The sequence below is a fragment of the Acidovorax sp. DMC1 genome, from assembly GCF_056314325.1.
On record NZ_JBQUYO010000008.1, the window covers coordinates 35,954 to 56,443 of the forward strand.

Below are 20,490 nucleotides of genomic sequence, written 5' to 3' on the forward strand. Positions count from 1 at the left end.
AAAGGGTCAGGCGCTGGCGGCATTGGCGACACTGCCGCCTGCCCCGGCGGGCAGGCGCACCAGCAGCACGGGCACAGGGGCGGTGCGCGCGATCTGCTCGGCATCGCTGCCCATCAGCACGCGGGCGAGGCCACGGCGCCCGTGGGTGCCCAGCACGATCAGGTCGGCGCCCCAGGCTTTGGCGTGTTCCACCACCAGGTCAGCCACCCGGGCGTCGAGGTTTTCGATCAGCACGGTGTCCACCGGCACGCCGCTTTGCGCCACGCGCTCCTGGGCGCGGCGCAGCAAGGCCTCGCCCGCCTGGCGCAGGCGGGGCAGCACCTCCTGGCTGTACACATCGGGCCGCTCAAAACCGCTGATGTGGGCCAAAGGGTCCATCACGTTCAGCAGGCGGATGCGTCCGCCCGTGGCCTGGGCCAGGCCCGTGGCTTCGTTCACGGCGTGGTCGGCGGTGGGGCTGCCGTCAACGGCAACGAGGAGGTGTTGGTAACTCATGGCGGCGGGCTCCTGGGGGCTCGGTGGCGACTTGGCGGGCGCTGTGACGGATTGTGACCGACCTGCTGTTGCGCGAGGCGTTCAGAGGGCCTGTCACCGTGTCTCCAAGGTCACTGGCGTTCGATCAGCTCCACGTCCTTGGGGTAACGGATGGTGTGCTCGGCACTGAACTGTGCCGTGGCCCCTGCGGCCACGGGCTGCTGCCAGGCCACAGTGCCGGGCGTGCGGTTCCAGGCCGTGTCTGCTGGTTGGGGCTGGTAGCGCGATTCGACCTCGATTTTTTCATTGCGCGAGACCGGTGCGGCATGCAGCACCTGCAGTGTGATGGCTGTCTTGTGGCGGTTCTCCACGCTGTAGGCCCGGCGCGTCTTGCGCTCCACGCGCGAGCCGGTGAAGCCGCTGCTGCCCGTCAGATCCTGCGTGGGCTCGGCCCGCACGGTGACCAGTTCATCGCGGCCAAACGACAGGCTGGTGCTGCCGGCCGGGGCACCCGCACTGGGCGTGCCAAAGTCGATGCGGCCGTTGCCCACAAAGGCGCCGTCGCGGTACAGGCCCGCTGCGCCCGCAGGCCACACGCCGGGCGGCTGCGCAATCTGCGCGACCAGGTAGGCCGCTTCTTCCACGGCGGGTGCCGTGCGTGTGATCAGTGTGGCGGGGGCGCTGTGGCTGCCCAGCGCCAGCGTCACGCGCTGGCCGCTGGAAGGCACGGTGATGCGCTGGGGCACGGCGAACTCGGTGGCAAACCCCTTGTCGAGGGCGCTGACGTCGAACGTGGGCATGGCCTCTTCGGCGGCATTGCGGGACCGGGACAGCGACGCAACGGTCGGTGCGGGCGCTGGTGCCATCGCCATGGCGGGTGCAGGCGAGCCTTGGGGCGGTGGCGCCACGTTCAGCCACCATGGGCGTGGCAGTTGTCCTTGCGTGGCGCGCCCGGGCTGGCCCGTCGACAAGGTCAGCTGCACGTTGCCCCAGTCTTCACCACTGTTTTGCGCCACCAGCGCCTGCCGCTCGATGAGCACCGTGGATTTGTTGGCATCGAGCGTGGCGCGGTAGCTGGGCTGCCAGCCGGGGCCGCGCACCTGGTAGGACAGGCGCAGCTCGGCCTCGCGCTCGGCGGCCAGGTTGATGGTGACCGACACCACCCGCGCGCGTTGGCTGGCTACGCGGTCGCGTTCTGCCACCAGGGGTTTGAGTGCCAGTTCCAGCGCCTCCTGCTTGCGCTGAAGCTGGTGCGCGCGCGCAGCGCTGTCCTGCCCGGACTTGCGCAGCACCTCGGCGGTGGCGGTAATCTGTGCGGGCGTTGGCGTGGCGGCTCGGGCGGCGGTGCTGGCAGGCGCTGGCGCCTCCGATCCCGCGCCGGTTTGGGCCACGCTGCGCAGGTAGCCATCCACCAGCTGCAGGGCCGAGGCCTCGGCCTTCACCCCGGCGATCTGATCCTCCAGCTCGCGGATGCGGCCGTCCAGCGGGCTGGCGCAGCCTGCGGCCACATCGCGGTCCTCGGTTAGCACATTGAACTCGCCTACGCGCACGGCGGCGTCGGCGTTGATCTGCAGGCTCTGCACATCCAGCGATGCGGGCAGGCAGGCCAGCGTGAGGCTGCGCGCGCCCGCCGCCACCTTGGCCACACGCTCTACCGTGGCGCTGCCAGGGTAGACGGTGACGCGGGCGATGCGGGAGGTGTCTTGGGCCGCTGCGGGCAGCGGGGCCAGGATGGTCAGTCCCAGGGCCAGCAGGGCAGGGGGCGTTGCAAGACTCAGGAAGGGGACGGGGAATGGTGGGCTCACGGGGCGCATGGGGCTCCTTGGGCGCGAGAGACAAAGGGATTGGCATGCTAGCAGCCGCGCACTGGATTGACCGGGTTTCACAGCACCAAGGGCACCTCTGCCGCCAGAAAGTCATACACCGCCCTGATCTTGCGGCTGGTGCGTATCTCGCGGTGCACTGTCAGCCAGATGGGCAGATCAGGAAGCGGCAACTGGGGCAGCACCGCCACCACGTTCGGGTCGGTGCGGGCCATGTAGTTGCCCACAAAGCCAATGCCCAGCCCGGCGCGTACGGCCTCCCAGTAGGCCATGAGGTCGTCGGTGCGAAACGCAAAGTGTTGGCGTTCCACGGGGTAGCCCATGGCGGCAAAACCTTGCTGGATGTCTTCGTGCCGGTCGTTGCCCACCAGCTCGTGCTGCAGCAGGTCGGGCGGCTGGCGGGGTGTGCCCTTGCGGCGCAGGTAGTCGCGGTGGGCATAGGCGCCCAGCGTGACGGCGCCGATGCGCTTGGCCACCAGGCTGGCCTGGTCGGGGCGCACCATGCGCAGCGCAATGTCGGCCTCGCGCCGCAACAGGTTGGTGACCTGGTTGCTGGCCACCAACTCCACCTGCACCTCGGGCAGGGCCTGGCGCATGCGCGCCAGCACGGGCGGCAGCAGCACACAGGCCACGGGTTGGCTGGCGGTGATGCGCACGGTGCCGGTCACCCCCTCCTCGGCGCCCGACACGCTGCGTGCCAGCTGGTGGGCACCCATCTCCATGGCACGGGCCGACTCGGCCAGCCGCAGCGCCGTGGCCGTGGGCAGCAGGCCACGCCCGGTGCGCTCGAACAACACCACGCCCAGCTGCGACTCCAGCTCGGCAATGTGGCGGCCGATGGTGGGTTGGCTGGCGTTGAGTGCGCGTGCCGCGCCCAGCAGGCTGCCCTGGTCGAGCGCGGCCAGGAAGGACTGCACGAGGCTCCAGTCAAAGGTCTGGTTCATGGCGATAGCGTGCCTGCGAAAGGGTCACAGCGGGGTGGTTGGTGGTATTCATATTTGCATTGCTGGTATGAATGCTTAGCCAATTGTGTAACGGTGTCTGCGTTTCCACAATCGCTCCATCCCTTGTGAATGGAGCCCTGGCATGACCCCCGATTCTCTTTCCCGACCCTCCACGGACCACCCGTCCACCGTGCTGATCCTCGGCGCCCGGGGCCGTTTGGGCCTGGCCGCCACCCGTGCCTTTGCGCAGGCGGGCTGGCAGGTGCTGGCCCAAGTGCGGCCCGGCGCGCAGCGCGCCACCTTGCCTGCCATCGCCGGGGTGTGGTGGATGCCCGTGGCGGTCGACGACACCGCCGCGCTTGCTGCTCAGGCGCAAGGGGTGCAGGTGGTGGTGCATGCGCTCAACCCCGCCTACACCCACAAGGCCTGGCGCGAAGAAGCCCCCGCATTGATGGAAGCGGCCATTGCCGTCAGCCGCCAGCTGCGCGCCACGCTGATGCTGCCGGGCAACGTCTACAACTTTGGCGAATCCATGCCGCCCGTGCTGCGCGAAGACACGCCCCAGGCCGCCACCGGTTTCAAGGGCCGCATTCGGGTGCAGCTGGAGCAGCGCCTGCAGGCCGCCACGCAAGAGGGCGAGATGCGCGCCGTGGTGCTGCGCGCCGGGGACTTCTTTGGCAGCGGCACCGGCAGCTGGATCGACCAGGCCATCGCCAAGGACCTGCCCCGGGGCCGCGTCACCTGGCCCGGCCCGCTGGACGTGGCCACGCCCTGGGCGTACCTGCCCGACCTGGCCCGCACGCTGGTGCGCGTGGCGCAGGAGCGGCACCGGCTGGCCGCCTTCGAGTGCCTGCACTTCGCAGGCCACCACGTCACCGCGCAGCAGTGGCTGCGCAGCTTCACGGCCATTGCGGCAGAGCAGGGCTGGCTGCCCACAACGGGGGCGCTGCGGGTGGGGAAGTTGCCTTGGCCCTTGCTGCGCTTGGCCGGCTTGGTGGCACCCACGTTCGCCGCGTTGGCGGACATGCGCTACCTGTGGAGCACGCCGCACCGGCTGGACAACACCCGCCTGCGCGCCCTGATCGGCGACGAACTCCACACCCCGTTCGACCAGGCCGTGCGCCAGGCGTTGGCGGACCTAGGGCTGGTGGCCATTCACACGCCCCGCGCCGCGCTGGCCGGGCCCCACCCACTTTGACCCTTTGGAGCACTCCCATGAACCGTCGCAACTTCATCCGCCTGGCCGGTGGCGGCACCATCGCCGCTGCCACGGCAGGCTCGCTGGCTGCCTGTGGCGCACTGGGCTCGCACTATCCCGCCGAGGCGGTGGAGGCCTGGAACGGCCCGGTGGGCGAGACCGACCTGCGCCGCCGCGCCGTGGCTTACGCCATCACCGCGCCCAACCCGCACAACCTGCAGCCCTGGCTGGTGGACCTGCGCGAGCAGGGCGTGATCACCCTGCGCACCGACCGCGAGCGCGTGCTGCCCCACACCGACCCGCTGGGCCGCCAGATCCTCATCGGCCACGGCGCTTTTCTGGAACTGCTGGTGATGGCACTGGCCCAGCAGGGAGTCGCCAGCCAGGTGCAACTGTGGCCACAGGGTGAGCTGCCCTTGGCGCCGAAAGACTGGGACGACCGCCCGGTGGCACGCATCACGCTGCAGCCCGGCGGCCAGCCCGACCCGCTGTTTGCCCAGGTGCTGTTGCGCCGCACGCCCAAGACCGACTTTGACACCACCCGCCCTGTGGCGCCCGAACTGCTGGCCCGCCTGCTGGCCAGTGCGCCAGCCTCCGGGCAGACCGCGTTGCGTGTGGGCGGCACCGTGGCGGCCGACCAGTTGCCCGCATTGCGCACGCTGTGCTGGGAGTCCGCCCAGGTCGAGCTGCTCACGCCGCGCACCATGATGGAAAGCATCCACCTCACCCGCGTGGGCCCGTCCGAAATCCTTCAGCACCGCGACGGCATCTCGATCAACTCGCCCTTTGTGCGCGCCGTGACTGCGCTGGGCATGTTTGACCGCACCCAGCCCCCGGCCGAAGGCAGCGCCGCCTACAAAAGTGCGATGGGGCGCTTTGAGGGCCACAGCCGCACGGCCATGGGATTTGTGTGGATCACCAGCCCCAACACGCGCAGCGACCAGGTCCAGGCCGGGCGTGCTTATGTGCGCCTGCAGTTGCAGGCCACCGCGCTGGGCGTGGGCATGCACCCCATGAGCCAGGCCCTGCAGGAGTTTGCCGAGATGGCGCCGCACTACGGACGTGTGCACCAGCTGGTGCTGGGCCAGCCTGCGCCGCGCGCGCCGCACGACGCCACGGTGCAGATGTTCTGCCGCATGGGCTACGCACCCGACCCGGCGCCCGCCACGCCGCGCAGGCCGCTTGCGAAATTTGTACGGACGTGAGTTCGAGTCCGGCTGTCCTCTGCGCAGAGGGCTGATGCAGATCAACCTCCGGCTACAAGCTGGCGCGCTTTGCCGCCGCTTCACACACCGTTCAGGTGGCGTTCATCGCAGTTTCCTACAGTTGCTGCATTGCAACAAATGTTGGACTGGCGATGTGGAAGAAGGTTTTGGGGGGCGCCCTGGCGCTGGCAGGTGCGGCTTGGCTGATGGCACTGTGGGGGCCGCAGCCAGCGCCGCCTGCGTGGGGCGATGTCTGGTGGTGGCGCAACCAGCTAATGCTGCTGACTGGCGTGGCGGCCTGGGCGCTGATGTCGCTGATCATGGTGCTGGCAGTGCGTCCCGCGTGGCTGGAAAAGCCCTTGGACGGCCTGGACAAGAGCTACCGCCTGCACAAGTGGGCGGGCATCGGGGCCATCGTGCTGGCGCTGCTGCACTATGGGCTGCAACTGTCGCGCAGCCTGCTGGCGGCCTGGGTGGGCCGTCCGGTGCGTGCGCCGCGGGCGGACTGGTGGCTCAACACCTTCCGCCACCTGGCTGAGGAGATGGGGGAATGGGCCGTGTGGTTCCTCGCGGCCATGCTGGTCATCACGCTGTGGCAGCGCTTCCCGTACCACGTCTGGCGCTACCTGCACAAATTGTTGGCCGTTGTGTACCTGGTGCTGGCGTTTCATGCCGTGGTGCTGACGCCGCCCGCCTGGTGGGCGCAGCCTGCGGGCATGCTGGTGGGCCTGTGCACGCTGGTGGGGGTGTTGTGCGCCGTGCGCTCGCTGGCCGGGGCCATCGGGCGCAGCCGCCGCCATGTGGCCCGCGTGGTGAGCGTGGCGCCACGAGGGGCCAGTGTGCTGGAGGTGACCTGTCAGGTAAGTCCCGCCAGCGCCTGGCGGCACACGGCAGGGCAGTTTGCGTTTGTCACCTTTGGCAAGGCCGAAGGCGCGCATCCGTTCACCCTGCTCAATGCCGACCAGGGCGACGGCACGCTGCGTTTTGCGATCAAGGCGCTGGGCGATCACACGGGGCAATTGCCTTTGCAAGTGCAGCCGGGCCAGCGGGTGGACATCGAGGGGCCGTATGGGCGCTTCGACTTCCGCCGCGACAGCGCGCCCGAGCAGGTGTGGGTGGCTGCGGGCATCGGCGCCACGCCGTTCATGGCCTGGCTTGAATCCTTGCAGTCCACGCCCGCGCTGGCGCCCCGGGTGCACCTGCACTACTGTGTGCGCCATGTGGGCGAGGCCGTGTTTGCCGAGCGCATGGCCGCGCTGTGCGCCCGTCTGCCCAGCGTGACGCTGGACATCCACTACAGCGACGATGCCGGGCCCGTGGCACCGGCAGTGCTACTGGCAGGCACCAGCGACGCGGCCAGTGTGTGGTTCTGCGGGCCGCAGGGCTTTGCCGAAGCCGTGCGGCAGGGCATGCAGCAGCTGGGGCGCTCGCCTGCGCGCTTTCATCAGGAGTTGTTTCAGATGCGCTGAGGTAGGCTCCCCGGGGCCGTGACCTAACTCTTTGGGTGCTGGTCCGGGGGCACTAGGTATTCCCGCACCAGGGCCCGCGCGCGGTGGAGGCGGCTTTTGGCGGCCTCACGTGTCACGCCCAGCCGCTGCGCCATTTCTTCGATAGTCAGCTCCTCGAAGTCGCGCAGCAGCAGGGCTTCGCGGTACAGGGGCGGCAGCGAGTCGATGGCCAGGGCCAGGTCGTGGCGCAGTTCGTGGTCGGGACGGTGCGACCAGGCGAGGTGGTCCTCCACCTGCGCCAGCGGCTCGCCCTTGAGCCAGGCCAGTATGGGCCGCATGCACAGCCGCTGCACGATGCGCACCACCCACCCGCCGAACGCCGCCACCTCGCGCAGCGCGCCCACGCGGCGGTACACGATGATGAGCGCCTCCTGAACCACGTCGTCCGTCGCCGTGGTGGCGGCGCAGTGGCGCAGCGCATAGCGGCGGATGTCGGGACGGGTGAGGCGCAGCAGCTGCTCCATGGCCGCCGCGTCACCACTGCGCGCGGCGGGCAGAAGCTGGGCGAGTGTGGGTGCGGTCATGGTTTTAGTCCTCCACAGCGCATTGCGCCACCCGCAGCCTGTGAAACCGGCGCGACCCCTGCGCGGGCAGCCACGCAAGGGCCGCCCCGCCGCGCTGGCTGCGTCCCCCTGCCCACGCGCAGCGTGAGAGCGGGGGTGAAGGCGCGAAGCGACTCAGGGGGGTGTTGTTTCATGTCACTCGACAGGCTTGCGGCCCACCATGGCACAGGCGGGGCAGTAGCCAAAGGCACCGCTCAGGATGCTGCCAACGCCCGAGGCGGCCAGCGCCAGGCCCAGGGGCGATGCGGACATCCACCACAGGCCTGCAGCGATGAGGGCGACGCCCCCTGCAACGCGCAGCAGGCTTTCGGGGCGGGTGATGTTCTTGCGGTACAGCATGGTGAAAAACTCCTTGGTGGGGAAATGAAGGCGCCGGCACAGGGCACCTTCCCTACCAAGAGCGGCTGGTTGCGCAAAAGGATTCATGGGTTGCAAAAAATTTTTGCCTGCCACCACCCGTCACCGGAAATGGTCGAACGAGGCATAGCGGTTCTCCACCACGTGCCCCAGTGCATCCACCAACTGCAGGCCGGGTTCGGCCAGCACCGTGCCAATGCGGGTGACGGGCGTGCCGCTGGCTTGCGACGCGGCAGCCACGGCATCGCGCCGCGCGGGTGGGGCGGTGAAGGCCAGTTCGTAGTCGTCACCGCCAGCCAAGGTGCATTGGTGGAGCAGTTTGGCGTCGAATACGCCAGATGCGCTAGTCGAATATGCCTTTTCTGCTATCAAATCAGTAGTCAATGAGGTGTCGATGCGGGCCCCCACGCCCGAGGCCTTCAGGATGTGCGACAGGTCGCCCAGTAGGCCATCGCTCACATCCATCGCGCTGCTGGCCACACCGCGCAAGGCAAGGCCCAGGGCCACGCGCGGGGTGGGGCGCTCCAGCCGCTGGCGGGCGCGGGCCATCACCTCGGCGGGCAGGGCGATGTGGCCGAGCAGCGCCTCCAGCGCCAGCCGGGCGTCGCCCAGCGTGCCACTCACATAGATGTCGTCGCCGGGCTGTGCGCGGCTGCGCAGCAGGGCCTGGCCGGTGGGTACCTCGCCAAACACGGTGATGCAGATGTTGAGCGGGCCCTGCGTGGTGTCGCCGCCTACCAGCTCGCAGCCGTGGGCATCGGCCAGCGCCAGCAGCCCGCGCGAGAAGCCCGCCAGCCAGGCCTCATCGACCCGGGGCAGCGACAGGGCCAGCGTGAACGCGAGCGGCTTGGCACCACACGCCGCCAGGTCTGACAGATTCACGGCCAGCGCCTTGTGGCCCAGGGCTTCGGGGTCCACGTCGGCAAAGAAGTGGCGGCCCTCCACCAGCATGTCGCTGGAGACGGCCAGTTGCATGCCGGGTGCGGGCACGAGCAACGCGCAGTCGTCGCCCACGCCCAGGGCTGCCTTGTGGACGGGGCGGGTGAAGTAGCGGGCGATCAGGTCGAACTCACCCATGGCGCTGCCTGGTGGTCCCAGAAAAAAGGGTCAAAAGGGTCAAAGGCATCAGGTGCCGCTTTCTGTCTGAGAAAACCACGCAGCCCAGTGGTCGATGCAGGCCTGGATCTTGGGTAACCGGTGCCTGCGCGTGAGGGTGATGGCGTGGATGGTGCTGGGCTGCAGGTCCACGCAGTGGGCCAGCACGGGCGCCAGCAGGCCTTGGCGCACGAGGGGATCTGCCACCACCGTGGCCAGGCGCGCAATGCCCAGGCCCTGCAGCGCCAGCCGCGCGGTGATGGCCGTGCTGCCCGAGCGCCAGTGGCCCTCGGCCACCAGCACCTCGGGCACGCCATCGACCCGAAAGGGCCAGTGGTTTAGAAAAGCCACCGCGCTGTTGGTGATGAGCCGGTGCTGGCGCAGGTCGCCCGGCTGCTGCGGCACACCGCGGGCTTGCAGGTAGCCGGGCGTGGCGTACAACGCACGGGCCAGCGTGCCCAGCGGGCGCGCCACCACGGTATCGGTCAGTGGCGGGCCGGTGCGGATGGCGATGTCGATGCCATCGCGCGCCATGTCAGCCATGCGGTCGTCCACCACCAGCTCCACACGCAGCTGCGGGTGTTGCTGTTGCAGGCTGTCAAAGCTGGGGATCAGCAGGTATTCGGCCACCACCGAACTGGAGGCCACGCGCACCCAGCCGCTGGGCTGGCTGCTTTGCTGGGCGAACTCGCCTTCGAGCTCGTCGAGTGCACCGGTGATGCGGCGGCAGTAGTCCAGAAAGGTCTGCCCCTCGGCCGTGAGCGTGAGCCCGTGCGTGCTGCGGTGGACCAGCCGCGCACCGCAGGATTTCTCGATGCGCGCCAGCGCGCGCGAGACCTGGCTCACCGGGGCATCGCGCTCGCGCGCCACGGCCGACAGCGAGCCCAGGTCGGCCACGCGGGCAAACAGGTGCATGTCTTCAAAGCGGATGTCTCGCATCGGGCAATGGTAACGGGGGGGGGCTTGGGATGTCCTGCATCACTCCCTGCGGTCGGTGATAGCGCGGCCTCGGGCGGTCCGCTGCGTTGCTTTTATTGCCAATAGCCCCGCTATTGGCTGCAAAAAGACGCCTTGCGCCCCCTCCCGATCCGCACTACCACCAACTCGCGAGGGTGATGCAGGGCATCCCTTGCACTCCGCGCAAAACGGTATTGCCCCGCAGGCCGTTTCCGCCGCGCCCTGTGCTGCCTACAGTGGCTCCACCCCGAAAGGAATGCCATGAGTCCGTATCTGCCTCCCGACTTGCACCCCGACGACTACCAGCGCCTGCGCGATGCCGCCAAGCGCCACGCTCTGCAGTTGCGCCAGGAGGCGATCCGCGAAGCCCATGCCTGGGTGGCCCGGGGGCTTGTGCGCCTGACCCGACGGGTTCTTCATGCAATGCGGATCCCATCCGCACCCTCCCACCCATCCACCCTGGAGGCGAATACGCCATGCCCACCCTTGTCCTGAAACTGACCCCGCTGCAAAACCCCGAGCGCTACGAGGCGCTGGCCAGTGCGCTGACGGACCATACGGTCCAGCTATTGGGCAAACGCCGCGAGGTGACGGCCGTGGTCATCGACGACTTGCCTGCCGCGCGCTGGCACATCGGCGGTACGCCCGTGGCGCAGCCCACGGCCTTGCTGGAGATCGGCATCACCGAAGGCACGAACACCGAGGAAGAGAAGGCCGCTTTTATCGCCGCCGCGTTTGCCGAGCTGCAGCGCCAGCTGGCGGGCGATGGCGCGCTCGCTGCGGCCAGCTACGTGGTGGTGCGGGAGCTGCCCGCCAGTGACTGGGGCTATGGTGGGCGTACGCAGCAGGCGCGCAGATTGGCGCTGGCTGCGTGAGCTGGCGAGCGCGTGAGGCGACCGGCTCGGGGCGTGCGGATCAGGCCGCCGCGCCGCGAAAGCGCTGCGCCGCCTGGCGGCTCACCTCGGCCAGCAGTTGCTCTTCACTTTGGCGCTGGCGCAGCCAGCGGGCATCGTTTTGCCCCGCCTCGACCTCGGTGCGCAGCATGTGCATTGCGCTCGACGCCCCCTGCACGGCCGCATGGCCCGCGATCTTGTCCATGGTGCGCAGGATGTGCTCGCGCAGCGGCATGTGGTCGCCCGTGGCTGGGTCCACATACACCGCGTCCATGCCAAACCGGCAGGCCTGGAAGCGGTTGTAGGTGTAGACGAGGTAGTCGTCCTCTTCGGGCATGAAGGGCTGGTCGGCGAGGAACCACGCGCCCAGCGACTGCACGTAGCCCGCCAAGGCCGCAGCACGCTCGATGGTCAGCGGCGTGTCGAACACTCGGATCTCGATGGTGCCGAACTCGGGCTTGGGGCGGATGTCCCAGTAGAAGTCCTTCATGCTCTTGACCACGCCGGTGCGGGTCATCTTGTTGAAGTAGGTGGTGAAGTCGTCCCAGGTCAGCGCCATCGGGGCGCGGCCCGACAAGGGGAACGCAAACACCGAGTTGAGCCGGGCCGAATCGAACGCCGTGTCCTGCCCCTGCACGTACGGGCTGGACGCCGACAACGCAATGAAGTGCGGGATGTAGCGCGACATGCGGTGCAGCATCAGCAGCGCGGCATCGGCATCGGGGCAGCCAATGTGCACGTGCTGGCCGAAGATGGTGAACTGCTTGGACAGGTAGCCGTACAGCTCCGACAGCTCGCGAAAGCGTGGCTTGTCGTAGATGCGGCGCTCGTGCCACTGCTGGAACGGGTGCGTGCCGCCGCCCACCACGGCGATGTTGAGCTTATCGGCGCTTTTGACCAGGGCATCGCGGATGGGGGTGAGCTGGCCCAGCACCTCGCTGGCCGAGTGGCAGATGCCGGTGGAGATTTCGATCATGCTGTTCGTCATCTCGGGCACCACGCTGCCGGGCAGCGGGGTCTTCTTCATGAGGCGCAGCATGTCCTCGGCATAGGGTGCCAGGTCGTAGTCGTTGGTGTTGACCAGCTGTAGCTCCAGCTCGACGCCCAGCGTCAGCGGCTCGGAATGGTTGAAGGCTTCAAGACTCACGGTGGTTTTCTCCGTTGTTGCTGCTGCGCGTCAGGGGCGCCCAGGGTTTGGAGCTTTCGCCCGCACGGTAAATGGCCACGGTGGCAATGACGGCGCCGAACACTTCCATCAGCAAGATGGCGGGCAAGGCCACGCCCGCAATCACATGGCCGGTGGACGGCGATGCGAGCACGAACTGCGAGGCAATCAGCAGGGCGATGGAGGACATGGGTGTCATCGCGCAGCCCACCCACAGGGCTTGCTTCCAGCTGGCGCCGCTGCCCACATTGCCCAGTGCCACGCCCAGCGCCTTGGCCAGCAGGCGCACGGCAATCAGGGCCAGCACCACACCGGCCACGGGGGCGCTCCAGTCGGCCTGCGCCGCCACGGTGGAGACCAGCACAAACATCAGCATGGTGAGCAGTGACGAGGCATTGCCCAGTTGGCGTGGCCAGGCCCAGGGACGGGGGTTGAGCTGCTTGAGCATCATGCCGCCCAGCAAGGCGGCCAGGGGGGCGGAGCCGCCCATGTGCGCCGCCACCGCTGTGCCCGCTGCCACCAGCGCCAGGAACAGCATGGAGGTGTTTTCGCTCGTGGGGCTCATGAAGCGCAGCGCCAGGCGCAGTACCAGAGACAATGCGGCGGCGACCAGAATGGACACGCCCAGCACCACCACCACGGGCGAGATGGTTTCGAGCAGGGTGAGGCTCTGGCGGTTAATAAGTTCTGCCTTGGCACTGCCCAAAGTCAGCGCGTAGAGCGTGGAGAGTGTGGTGAGTACGATGGCGCGCTCCGTCACCGGGCCCGCTGCGCGGGTGTCGGCCACCACGCGGGTTAGCACTGCAGGCGATGCAGCCAGCGCCACCAGCGCCAGCGGGCCTGCCGCCTGGGGCGGCAGCTGCAACCACACCAGCACCCAGTACACGGCAAAGTAGGTCAGTACCGACTCGGCAATGCTCTGCACCAGCACCATGGGGTTGTGGCGGAACCAGCGCAGCGGAATGCGGCCGCCGCATTCAAACAGCACGATGGCCACGCCCAGCTCCAGCAGGAACAGGCCAATGCCTTGCAGCGGCCAGACCGCGCCGCTGAAGCCCGCCAGGCCCGCTGCCGTGCCGACGAGCGAATAACCCACCACCTTGGGCAGGCCCGTGTGGCGCTGGGTGAGATAACCCGCCATGGCCGCCACCGCCAGCAGCAGTGACCATTGCACCGTGGGCAGCCCGGCCGACGGGCGCAGCCACTGCGCCCAAAAGCTCAGGATTTCATTCATGTCATCAGACCTCTGCGTCAGACGGGCGGAGCCCGTCGCTGTGGAGACTCCGGCACAAGGGCCGTCCGCAGGCGGGACGGTGTGGGCCGGAGCGTTGGTGCCCCGAATTTACAGGCGGAAACACTCCGCCCTTGTAGGACAGAGGCGGCGGTTGGCGCGTCAACCCTGTGCCGGTGTGGGCACCGGGCGCTGTCGCTCGGGTACAAAAAAACTCAGGGGCGCGGTGCGCAGGCGGGCGCGGATGGCGGCATAGATGCGTGCGCGGTCCACACCGCTCACGTTCTGCGCGCGCAGTGCCAGGCTGAAGGCCAGGTAGAAGCTCACCGACACGTTCAACGCACCCAGGAAAGGCAGCGAGGCCATGGCCCACCAGAACGCTGGCATCTGCAGCACCTGCAGCCCCAGTGTGGCGCTGGCGGCCGCCATCTGCCCGGTGGACAGGGTGACGTGGCGCACATCCAGCCCCAGCCCGAAAAACGCAGCAAACGCGGGTACCAGGCCGAGCATGAAGCCGAGCGAGATGTTGGCCGCAAAGCCCGACAGGTTCTCACGCAGGAAGCGCGCCCAGCGCGCAGCGCGCTCGGCGCCCAGCAACCCGGTGATGCGGGGGTTGTAGTGCAGGGCCGAGTCCATGCGGTGCAGCACAAACCAGTTCTCCGTCCAGCCGGCGATGATGCTGGACGCAAACAGCAGCACCCCGGTGAAGGCGGCAAAAAACAGCGACGGCCCCAGCAGGTGCAGGGACTCGAACACATGTTCGGCCTGCTTCTCGCTGATGGCTGGGTGGCCGGTGGCCAGTGCAATCAACGCGGCCAGCCCCAGCACTGCCGGGAACACCACCAGCACGTTGCCCAGCACCGCGGCGACCTGCGAGCGCACCAAGTGCGTGATCTCGTCCACGAACGACTCGATGGCGTCGCCGGTGCCCAGCTCCTTGAGCTTGGCCGCCATGGCGGGCGCGGTCATTGCCGGTTGTTTGGTGGCCACCGTGAAGTGCAGCAACTGGATCAGCACAAAGCTCACGGCATAGTTGATGCCCGCCATGAAGCCGCCCCAAAAGGCCGAGAGCGCCAGCGCATACAGGCCAAACTTGATCAGGGTAGTGAAGGCCATCAGCGCTCCGCCTCCCGCCGCCTTGCGCAGCATGGAGCGGTATTCGGCGCTGGTGCGGGTGATGTAGTGCTCGCCCGTTTCGGCGCTGCGCTCGGCCACCTTGGCTGCTAGCAGGGAGGAGTTGGAGGCCAGCAGCGCGCGCAGGCTGCGCCGCTCCTGCCCCACCATCACCAGCTGTGCCATGAGCTGCGCCGCAGTGACGGCGGGCTGCGCGGACAGCAGGCAGTCGAGCAGCACGCGCACGCGCAAGATGCGCTCGCGCAACTGGCGCAGGCGAAAGACCAGGCCCACAGAGATGCCGTTGTCCTCGAAGTGCGTGTACACCGTGGCGGCTGCGGCACGGCACGACTCCAGCCGCTCGCGCAGGCGTTGGGCGGTTTCGTTGAGCCGGTCGGGAGTGCGCAGTGCGTGAAGCACCTCTACGCGCAGGCTCTCCACATCGCGGATGAGCGCATGGAAGGGCTGTGCGTCGCGCGCGGATTCGCTCATGCGCAGCCGCAGTTCGGGTGCAAAACCGGTCGAGAGAATCTGCCCCGCACAGTAGGTGATGGCATCGAGCAGCGCCCGGTGCCAGCGCGTGGCGCCGCCAGCGCGCTCGTCGGCGTTGTCCTGGGCCAGCAGCGTCACCAGGCGATTCAGGGTGGCTTCATCCAGTGCGGCCAGCCATTGCGCGTCGAACGCGCTGGGCAAGGCCAGCATGAACAGTTCGGACGCATCGATGGTCTCGGGGCTGCCGGGCAACAGCTTGGTGCGCAGGCGCTCGGCGATCTCGCTCACCAGGGCGGTGCGGGGCGCAAAGCCAAAGTCTGCGAGCAATGTGGTGATGTCCACCTGGTCCACCAGCGTCGCCCACCAGGCACGCAGCCGCACCTGAATATCGGGGCGCGCTGCAACCGCCTCTACGAACAGCTGCACCCGCCCCACAGCGGCAGGGACGGAATCCCGCTTGCCGCGCACCCAGTTCAGCAGGTAGATCAGCCACAGATGGCGATGGGCCAGATCGGCGGTGGGGTCCAGTGCGGCCAGCAGGTCGGCGAGGTCTTTGGGCTCGGCGGAATTTTTCATGGTCGGACTGCTCTCAGCAGCAAAGCAGCTCCTCCAATGGGAAGCGGCCCCACGGAAGGGTGAGCGTGGGGGCTGTGGGAATGGTTCTTCAATGCAGCACCCGGCCACTCAGGGGTTCGCCCGACGGGCCGTGGCTGATCGCCTCGAGCACAAACAGGGGCACGGGCGTGTCAAACGGCTCGCCGTCCTCGGCAACGCAATGGAAGGTGCCGTGCATGGTGCCGCTGGATGTACGCAGGCGGCAGCCGCTGGTGTACTGGAACGACTCCCCGGGCTTGAGCAGGGGCTGCTGTCCCACCACGCCCAGGCCCTTGACCTCTTCGGTGTGGCCGCGCGCGTCACTGATGATCCAGTGCCGCGAGATCAGCTGGCCGGGTGCATCGCCCGCATTGGTGATGGTGATGGTGTACGCGAAGCTGAACACCCCCGTGTCCGGCGCAGACTGCTCGGGCAGGTATTCGGGCAGCACTTCCACGTCAAACTGGTACTTTGGCATGGGCCGCATGGTAACCGTGCGGCCCTGCATGTGGGTCACTGCCGGGCGCCAAAAACCCCAGGGGTTCTGCGCTTTGCGACAATCGGGGGATGAGCCGCACATTCCGAATCGCCCCCTCCATCCTCTCTGCCGACTTTGCCCGCCTGGGCGAAGAAGTGCGCAATGTCATTGCCGCTGGCGCCGATTGGATTCATTTCGACGTGATGGACAACCATTACGTGCCCAACCTGACGTTTGGCCCCATGGTCTGCCAGGCCTTGAAGCCTCACGCCAAAACGCCTGCGGGTGCGGCCGTGCCGATTGACGTGCATCTGATGATCGAGCCCGTGGACGCGCTGGCCGCCGCCTTCGCCGACGCGGGCGCGGACTACATCAGCTTTCACCCCGATGCCTCGGGTCACGTGCACCGCAGCATCCAGGCCATCCGGTCCAAGGGTGTCAAACCCGGCCTGGTGTTCAACCCGGCTGAGCCTCTGGATGTGCTGGACTGGGTGATCGACGACATCGACCTCATCCTGATCATGAGCGTGAACCCTGGCTTTGGCGGCCAGAGCTTCATCGACTCGGCCCTGCGCAAGATCGAGGCCGTGCGCAAGCGCATCGATGCCTCGGGCAAGGACATCCGCCTGGAGGTGGATGGCGGCATCAAGACCGACAACATCCGCCGTGTGGCCGACGCGGGGGCTGACACCTTTGTGGCGGGCAGCGCGATTTTTGGCAAGCCCGACTACAAGGGTGTGATCGACGCCATGCGCACGCAACTGGGCTGATCACGCGCCCAGGGTGCTTGCTTACTGCGGCACCACGGTGGTGGTGACGGACTCTCGCAGCACACCGCCTGCGGATACCGATCCGCTGGCGGGGCCCTGTACACGGCGCACGCACTCGGCCTGCTCGTCGGCATTCTGAAAGGCGGAGCAACGCTGCGTGGCGTTGTCAGCTGCCTGTGGCCCCGGGTTGCTGAGCTGGCCCTTGCGTGCTGCGTCCTGGGCGGCTCCCGCCTCGCGCAGGCAGGTGGCGAGCGAATCCTGGGTATTGTTGGTCATGCATTTCTGACGCTCCTGCTCGTAGCGTGCGTGGGCATCTGCGGCGGGCGATGGCTGTGCCATGGCCAGGGTACTGGCGGTGAACAAAGCGCTGGCCAGTGCCAAAGACAGCGGTGCGGAGGGCAAAAAGCCGGGACGTTTCATGGGAAGGACTCCTTGTTGTGGCCATTGCCCGAAGGCGTGACCGCAGCGTAGCGCTCCAGCCTGCAGCGCCTTGTCGGACGGCGCGCAGCCTCCCTGTCCGCCTGGGGTGTGTTTTTCGGCGCCCCGCGTCAGCCCAGCCGCTGGAAGGTGAGCACGAATGCCACACCCCCCTCGGTGTTGCGGGCATTGATGGTGCCGCCCATCTTGGCCATGTAGGTCTTGGCCACGAACAGGCCCTGGCCCCGGTGTTCGCCCTCGCCCAGCGGGGTGGGGCTGTCGGGGTCGGACACACCCAGTTCAAAAATCCGCTCCAGCAGGTCTTCGGCAATGGTCGAGCCCTGGTTGTGCAGCGTGGCACTGGCGGTGGATTCTGATGCCGTGAGCGTCAGCGCGATCGGGCTGCCCGGGGGGCGGTAGCGGTCGGCGTTGCGCAGGATATGGGTCACCACGTCTTCCAGCGCAAACTCATCGGCGCGCACGATCACCGGACTTGCGTTGTTCGAACCCGGGGCATACACCACATCCAGAACGCCCGCAAAGTGCGCGTTGTCGGCTACGTTGCGCAAGAAGGCATCCAGGTCCAGGCGCCCCTCGGGCACATCGGCGGCCTGCAGCGCCTCGGCGGGCGATGCCGTGCCATAGAGCACATGGATGGCCTGCTGCATGCGCTGTACGTAGCGGTGGCCGGGGTCTTGCGGGCCGTTCAGGGCCATCAGCGACTGCAGGGGCGACATGATTTCGTGCCCTACGGCGTGCCACATGTCGCGCTCTTGCTGGGCGCGCAGTTGCTCACGCTGCAGGTCGTCCTTCACGCGCTGCAGCAGGTCGGCCAGGCCCCCGGCCAGAATGCCCAGCTCGTCCGATCCGCGCAGGTCCGACACATCCAGGTCACCCAGCCGGGGCCCGGTGTGGCCGGGCTGCACGTTGTATGACACCGCAGCGGCGCGGCGGGTGAGGGCGGTCACGCGGCGGATCAGGCCCACTTCGACCACCAACCAGGCCAGCGCAATCGCCCCCAGCATGGCGCCCAGGTACCACGACAGGCGCGTGGCCACAGCCGCCAGGCCCTGCTCCACACCGCGCAGGTGGCCGGCGAAGTTCACCACGTAGTTGCCGGTAGGCGTGTCCAGAATGTCCAGGCCTGTGGGGGCCTCTGGTGGCGTAGCTGCCGGGCCCACGCCTGCTGCCTCCAGCGGCAGCCAGCGGATCAGCCGCAGCAGCCAGGGCGCTGAGGGCTCGGCCTGCACCTCGACGCCCTTGAGGGTGATGGCACTGGCCTCGTCGCTGCCCATTTTGCGGATCTGCACGCGTTCGCCCGGCAGCAGGCTGCGCGAGAGGTCGCTCAGCGATGCGGCCAATTGCGCACCGGGCGCGTTGCTGTCAAACAGCGGCCTAGAGTCTTCGCCCGGCGCCAGCATTTCGACCCGCACACGCATTTGCCCCAGGTCTTCGGGTGGCCAGACCAGGCGCTCGTCCTTGCGAAACAGCGCTTCGCGGAACAGCTCGACGGGCAGGCGGATCGAGTAGTGGGTGCGGCGCAGGCAGTCTGTCGCTGCAGCCTCGCCAGTGACGGCGCCAGCAGAGGTGCCAGTGGAGGTTTGGTTGGTGGGCTTTGGCGGCAGATCGCGGCACTGGCCGTTTTGCCACAGCCAGCCGCGAAAGTCGCGCACGGGCCGTGCACGGGCATCGAGCTGCGGTGCGCCGGTGTCCACAAACCCCGTGAGCCGACCGCGCACCGCCGCGCTGCCTTGTGGGGGCATGGCTTCGTACGGCGCAATCCAGCGGTAGGTGGCGCCGCGCATGTCCAGGCTGATGCGCGCACGGTGCGCCTCGGCGGGCACCAGTGCGCCGCGCTCGCGGGGCGTCAACTCGCCCGCATAAAAGCTGCCCACCAGGTAAATGAAGCCGCCCGCGTACGGGTTGTTGCCAATCGCCGCGCACACCGAGGCCCCGTCGGGATACTGCACCGCGCAGCCCGCCATCTCCACCGCCTGCTGCGATTTTTGCGGGTCGTCAAAGTCGATGGCCGCGTAGGGCAGCAGCAGCGGCGCCAGCGGCGTCACGCCCTGGCCCAGGTGGCTCGCGTTGAGCAGCGCCAACTGGCCCGAGGGGTGGCGCAGCCGCGCCATGACCTCGGCCTGGCTGCGCACAAAGCCGTGCTGGTAGGCCTGCCAGGCACGCTCTTTTTCGTCCTTGAGCACCACCACACTCAGGGCTACCGTGGCTAGGGCCAGCAGCACAAACACACTGCGCACCAAGATGCGCAGACGAAACGCGGGCAGTCCCAGGCGGGGGATATCGAGTGCTGGGCGCAGCAGGCGTTTCATTTGCCAACCCAGCGGAAGCCGCGCATGGGTACGTTTTCGATGCCTTCAAAGTTGGGATCGACTTCGCGCAGCGCCTCGCGGATGGTGCTCACATGCTTGCGCACGTTGTCGCGGTTGCGGCCGCTTTTCACCACCTCGAACAGTTCGTCGTACGACACCACTTCGCCACTGCGTTGGTGCAGCGTGGCCAGGATGCGCTGGGCCGTGAGCGGCAGGTTGATGCGCTCGCCGCGCCAGGTGGGGGTGCGTTGCCACAGCGGGTCCAACACCAGCGCATCGCCGACCGGGGCAGGGGCTGCGCTGACCGGGGCCTGCGCCTGCGTGGTACGCAGGATGTCGAGAAAGGTCTCGATGAAATCGGCCTCTTCAAACGTGGTTTTCTGCAGGTAGTCCCACGCATCGAGCGCCTTCATGATGCTGCGGTAAATGGCTGCTGGCATGGCCGACACCACCAGCACCGGCGTGCCCTGGCGCAGCTTGTTGATGGCGTTGATGAGGGCCACGCCCGCATGGCGCTCGCGGCCCAGTTCAATGTCGAGCACCACCGCGTCGTAGTGCTCGCGGGCCAGCGCGGCCTCGGCCTCGTCGCGGGTGAACCACTGGTCGATGACGATGCCGCTCTTGGCGCTGCGTATCCACCCGGCCAACTGGTTGCTGGTGGGCAGGTCGTCTTCGATCACGGCAATGCGGGTCATGGGCAGGGCGGGCAGTAAGGGGTGGGGCGGATTATCCCGGCGGCCCGCGTCGTGCGGTGTGAGTTTTTCTTCCGGGGCCGGAAGGTTCGCGCGTGCGGTGTGAGCGCATTGGGGGCCGCGCTGCATTGTTGCTTCCGGGGTGGATTCGAACAATCGGTCCTCAATGAGTCAGCCACGGCGGCCGCTCA

General features: G+C 68.0%; 20 protein-coding genes. 6 read left to right on the forward strand and 14 right to left on the reverse strand.

The window, feature by feature from the left end; translation table 11 throughout:
- Positions 1 to 6: 6 nt before the first annotated feature.
- From ACT531_RS16370 to ACT531_RS16380, 3 genes are all read right to left on the reverse strand, one after another.
- Positions 7 to 495, reverse strand: a complete 489-nt coding sequence (locus ACT531_RS16370; protein WP_476018097.1) for a universal stress protein — start codon at positions 493 to 495, stop codon at positions 7 to 9.
- Between the two features lie 110 nt (positions 496 to 605).
- Positions 606 to 2,288: a DUF4139 domain-containing protein gene (locus ACT531_RS16375; RefSeq protein WP_476018098.1), complete on the reverse strand. Its 1,683-nt coding sequence runs from the start codon at positions 2,286 to 2,288 to the stop codon at positions 606 to 608.
- Between the two features lie 68 nt (positions 2,289 to 2,356).
- Positions 2,357 to 3,241, reverse strand: a complete 885-nt coding sequence (locus ACT531_RS16380) for a LysR family transcriptional regulator (RefSeq protein WP_015016075.1) — start codon at positions 3,239 to 3,241, stop codon at positions 2,357 to 2,359.
- Between the two features lie 142 nt (positions 3,242 to 3,383).
- On the opposite strand from ACT531_RS16380, the gene ACT531_RS16385 reads away from it, so the two are divergent.
- The 3 genes from ACT531_RS16385 (at position 3,384) to ACT531_RS16395 (ending at position 7,113) form a co-directional block, all read left to right on the forward strand.
- Entirely contained in the window at positions 3,384 to 4,439 is a 1,056-nt protein-coding gene (locus ACT531_RS16385; RefSeq protein ID WP_476018099.1) for an NAD-dependent epimerase/dehydratase family protein, read from the forward strand.
- A gap of 17 nt (positions 4,440 to 4,456) precedes the next feature.
- The gene (locus ACT531_RS16390; protein WP_476018100.1) at positions 4,457 to 5,644 is read left to right on the forward strand and encodes an Acg family FMN-binding oxidoreductase; all 1,188 of its coding nucleotides are present in this window, start codon (positions 4,457 to 4,459) and stop codon (positions 5,642 to 5,644) included.
- A gap of 152 nt (positions 5,645 to 5,796) precedes the next feature.
- Positions 5,797 to 7,113 (forward strand): ferredoxin reductase family protein, encoded by a 1,317-nt coding sequence (locus ACT531_RS16395; protein WP_476018101.1) that lies wholly within the window; start codon positions 5,797 to 5,799, stop codon positions 7,111 to 7,113.
- A gap of 23 nt (positions 7,114 to 7,136) precedes the next feature.
- On the opposite strand, the gene ACT531_RS16400 is transcribed toward ACT531_RS16395, so the two are convergent.
- The 4 genes from ACT531_RS16400 to ACT531_RS16415 form a co-directional block, all read right to left on the reverse strand.
- Positions 7,137 to 7,676: an RNA polymerase sigma factor gene (locus ACT531_RS16400; protein ID WP_476018102.1), complete on the reverse strand. Its 540-nt coding sequence runs from the start codon at positions 7,674 to 7,676 to the stop codon at positions 7,137 to 7,139.
- Between the two features lie 174 nt (positions 7,677 to 7,850).
- The gene (locus tag ACT531_RS16405) at positions 7,851 to 8,054 is read right to left on the reverse strand and encodes a YgaP family membrane protein (RefSeq protein ID WP_056065267.1); all 204 of its coding nucleotides are present in this window, start codon (positions 8,052 to 8,054) and stop codon (positions 7,851 to 7,853) included.
- Between the two features lie 120 nt (positions 8,055 to 8,174).
- On the reverse strand, positions 8,175 to 9,149 hold the full coding sequence (gene thiL, locus ACT531_RS16410) for a thiamine-phosphate kinase (protein WP_476018103.1): 975 nt from the start codon (positions 9,147 to 9,149) through the stop codon (positions 8,175 to 8,177).
- Positions 9,150 to 9,197: 48 nt separating this feature from the next.
- Entirely contained in the window at positions 9,198 to 10,106 is a 909-nt protein-coding gene (locus ACT531_RS16415; RefSeq protein WP_476018104.1) for a LysR family transcriptional regulator, read from the reverse strand.
- 279 nt (positions 10,107 to 10,385) lie between these two features.
- Here ACT531_RS16415 and ACT531_RS16420 point away from each other — a divergent pair, with 279 nt between their 5' ends.
- Together ACT531_RS16420 and ACT531_RS16425 are read left to right on the forward strand one after the other, a co-directional pair.
- Positions 10,386 to 10,619 (forward strand): hypothetical protein, encoded by a 234-nt coding sequence (locus ACT531_RS16420; RefSeq protein WP_422847957.1) that lies wholly within the window; start codon positions 10,386 to 10,388, stop codon positions 10,617 to 10,619.
- Entirely contained in the window at positions 10,601 to 10,999 is a 399-nt protein-coding gene (locus tag ACT531_RS16425) for a tautomerase family protein (protein WP_476018105.1), read from the forward strand. The genes ACT531_RS16420 and ACT531_RS16425 overlap by 19 nt, the downstream gene beginning before the upstream one ends.
- Before the next feature lie 40 nt (positions 11,000 to 11,039).
- On the opposite strand, the gene ACT531_RS16430 is transcribed toward ACT531_RS16425, so the two are convergent.
- The 4 genes from ACT531_RS16430 to apaG all read right to left on the reverse strand — a co-directional run bounded on the left by ACT531_RS16430 (position 11,040) and on the right by apaG (position 16,090).
- Entirely contained in the window at positions 11,040 to 12,164 is a 1,125-nt protein-coding gene (locus ACT531_RS16430) for a YbdK family carboxylate-amine ligase (RefSeq protein ID WP_274111585.1), read from the reverse strand.
- Positions 12,154 to 13,416 (reverse strand): cation:proton antiporter, encoded by a 1,263-nt coding sequence (locus tag ACT531_RS16435; protein WP_476018106.1) that lies wholly within the window; start codon positions 13,414 to 13,416, stop codon positions 12,154 to 12,156. The genes ACT531_RS16430 and ACT531_RS16435 overlap by 11 nt, the downstream gene beginning before the upstream one ends.
- Before the next feature lie 159 nt (positions 13,417 to 13,575).
- Positions 13,576 to 15,594 (reverse strand): site-specific recombinase, encoded by a 2,019-nt coding sequence (locus ACT531_RS16440; protein WP_476018107.1) that lies wholly within the window; start codon positions 15,592 to 15,594, stop codon positions 13,576 to 13,578.
- An 88-nt stretch (positions 15,595 to 15,682) separates the two neighbouring features.
- Positions 15,683 to 16,090, reverse strand: coding sequence for a Co2+/Mg2+ efflux protein ApaG (gene apaG / locus ACT531_RS16445; protein WP_015016065.1), 408 nt, complete (start codon positions 16,088 to 16,090; stop codon positions 15,683 to 15,685).
- A gap of 89 nt (positions 16,091 to 16,179) precedes the next feature.
- On the opposite strand from apaG, the gene rpe reads away from it, so the two are divergent.
- Positions 16,180 to 16,860, forward strand: coding sequence for a ribulose-phosphate 3-epimerase (gene rpe / locus ACT531_RS16450; protein ID WP_476018108.1), 681 nt, complete (start codon positions 16,180 to 16,182; stop codon positions 16,858 to 16,860).
- A 21-nt stretch (positions 16,861 to 16,881) separates the two neighbouring features.
- Here the strand turns inward: rpe and ACT531_RS16455 are convergent, their stop codons facing one another.
- The 3 genes from ACT531_RS16455 to ACT531_RS16465 form a co-directional block, all read right to left on the reverse strand.
- Positions 16,882 to 17,280, reverse strand: coding sequence for a hypothetical protein (locus ACT531_RS16455; protein ID WP_110961764.1), 399 nt, complete (start codon positions 17,278 to 17,280; stop codon positions 16,882 to 16,884).
- Between the two features lie 128 nt (positions 17,281 to 17,408).
- Positions 17,409 to 19,607: a sensor histidine kinase gene (locus ACT531_RS16460; protein WP_476018109.1), complete on the reverse strand. Its 2,199-nt coding sequence runs from the start codon at positions 19,605 to 19,607 to the stop codon at positions 17,409 to 17,411.
- Positions 19,604 to 20,302 carry a response regulator transcription factor gene (locus ACT531_RS16465; protein WP_309828426.1) on the reverse strand — a complete coding sequence of 233 codons (699 nt, stop codon included), beginning with the start codon at positions 20,300 to 20,302 and terminating at the stop codon, positions 19,604 to 19,606. Before ACT531_RS16465 ends, ACT531_RS16460 begins: the two co-directional genes overlap by 4 nt.
- Positions 20,303 to 20,490: the final 188 nt, after the last annotated feature.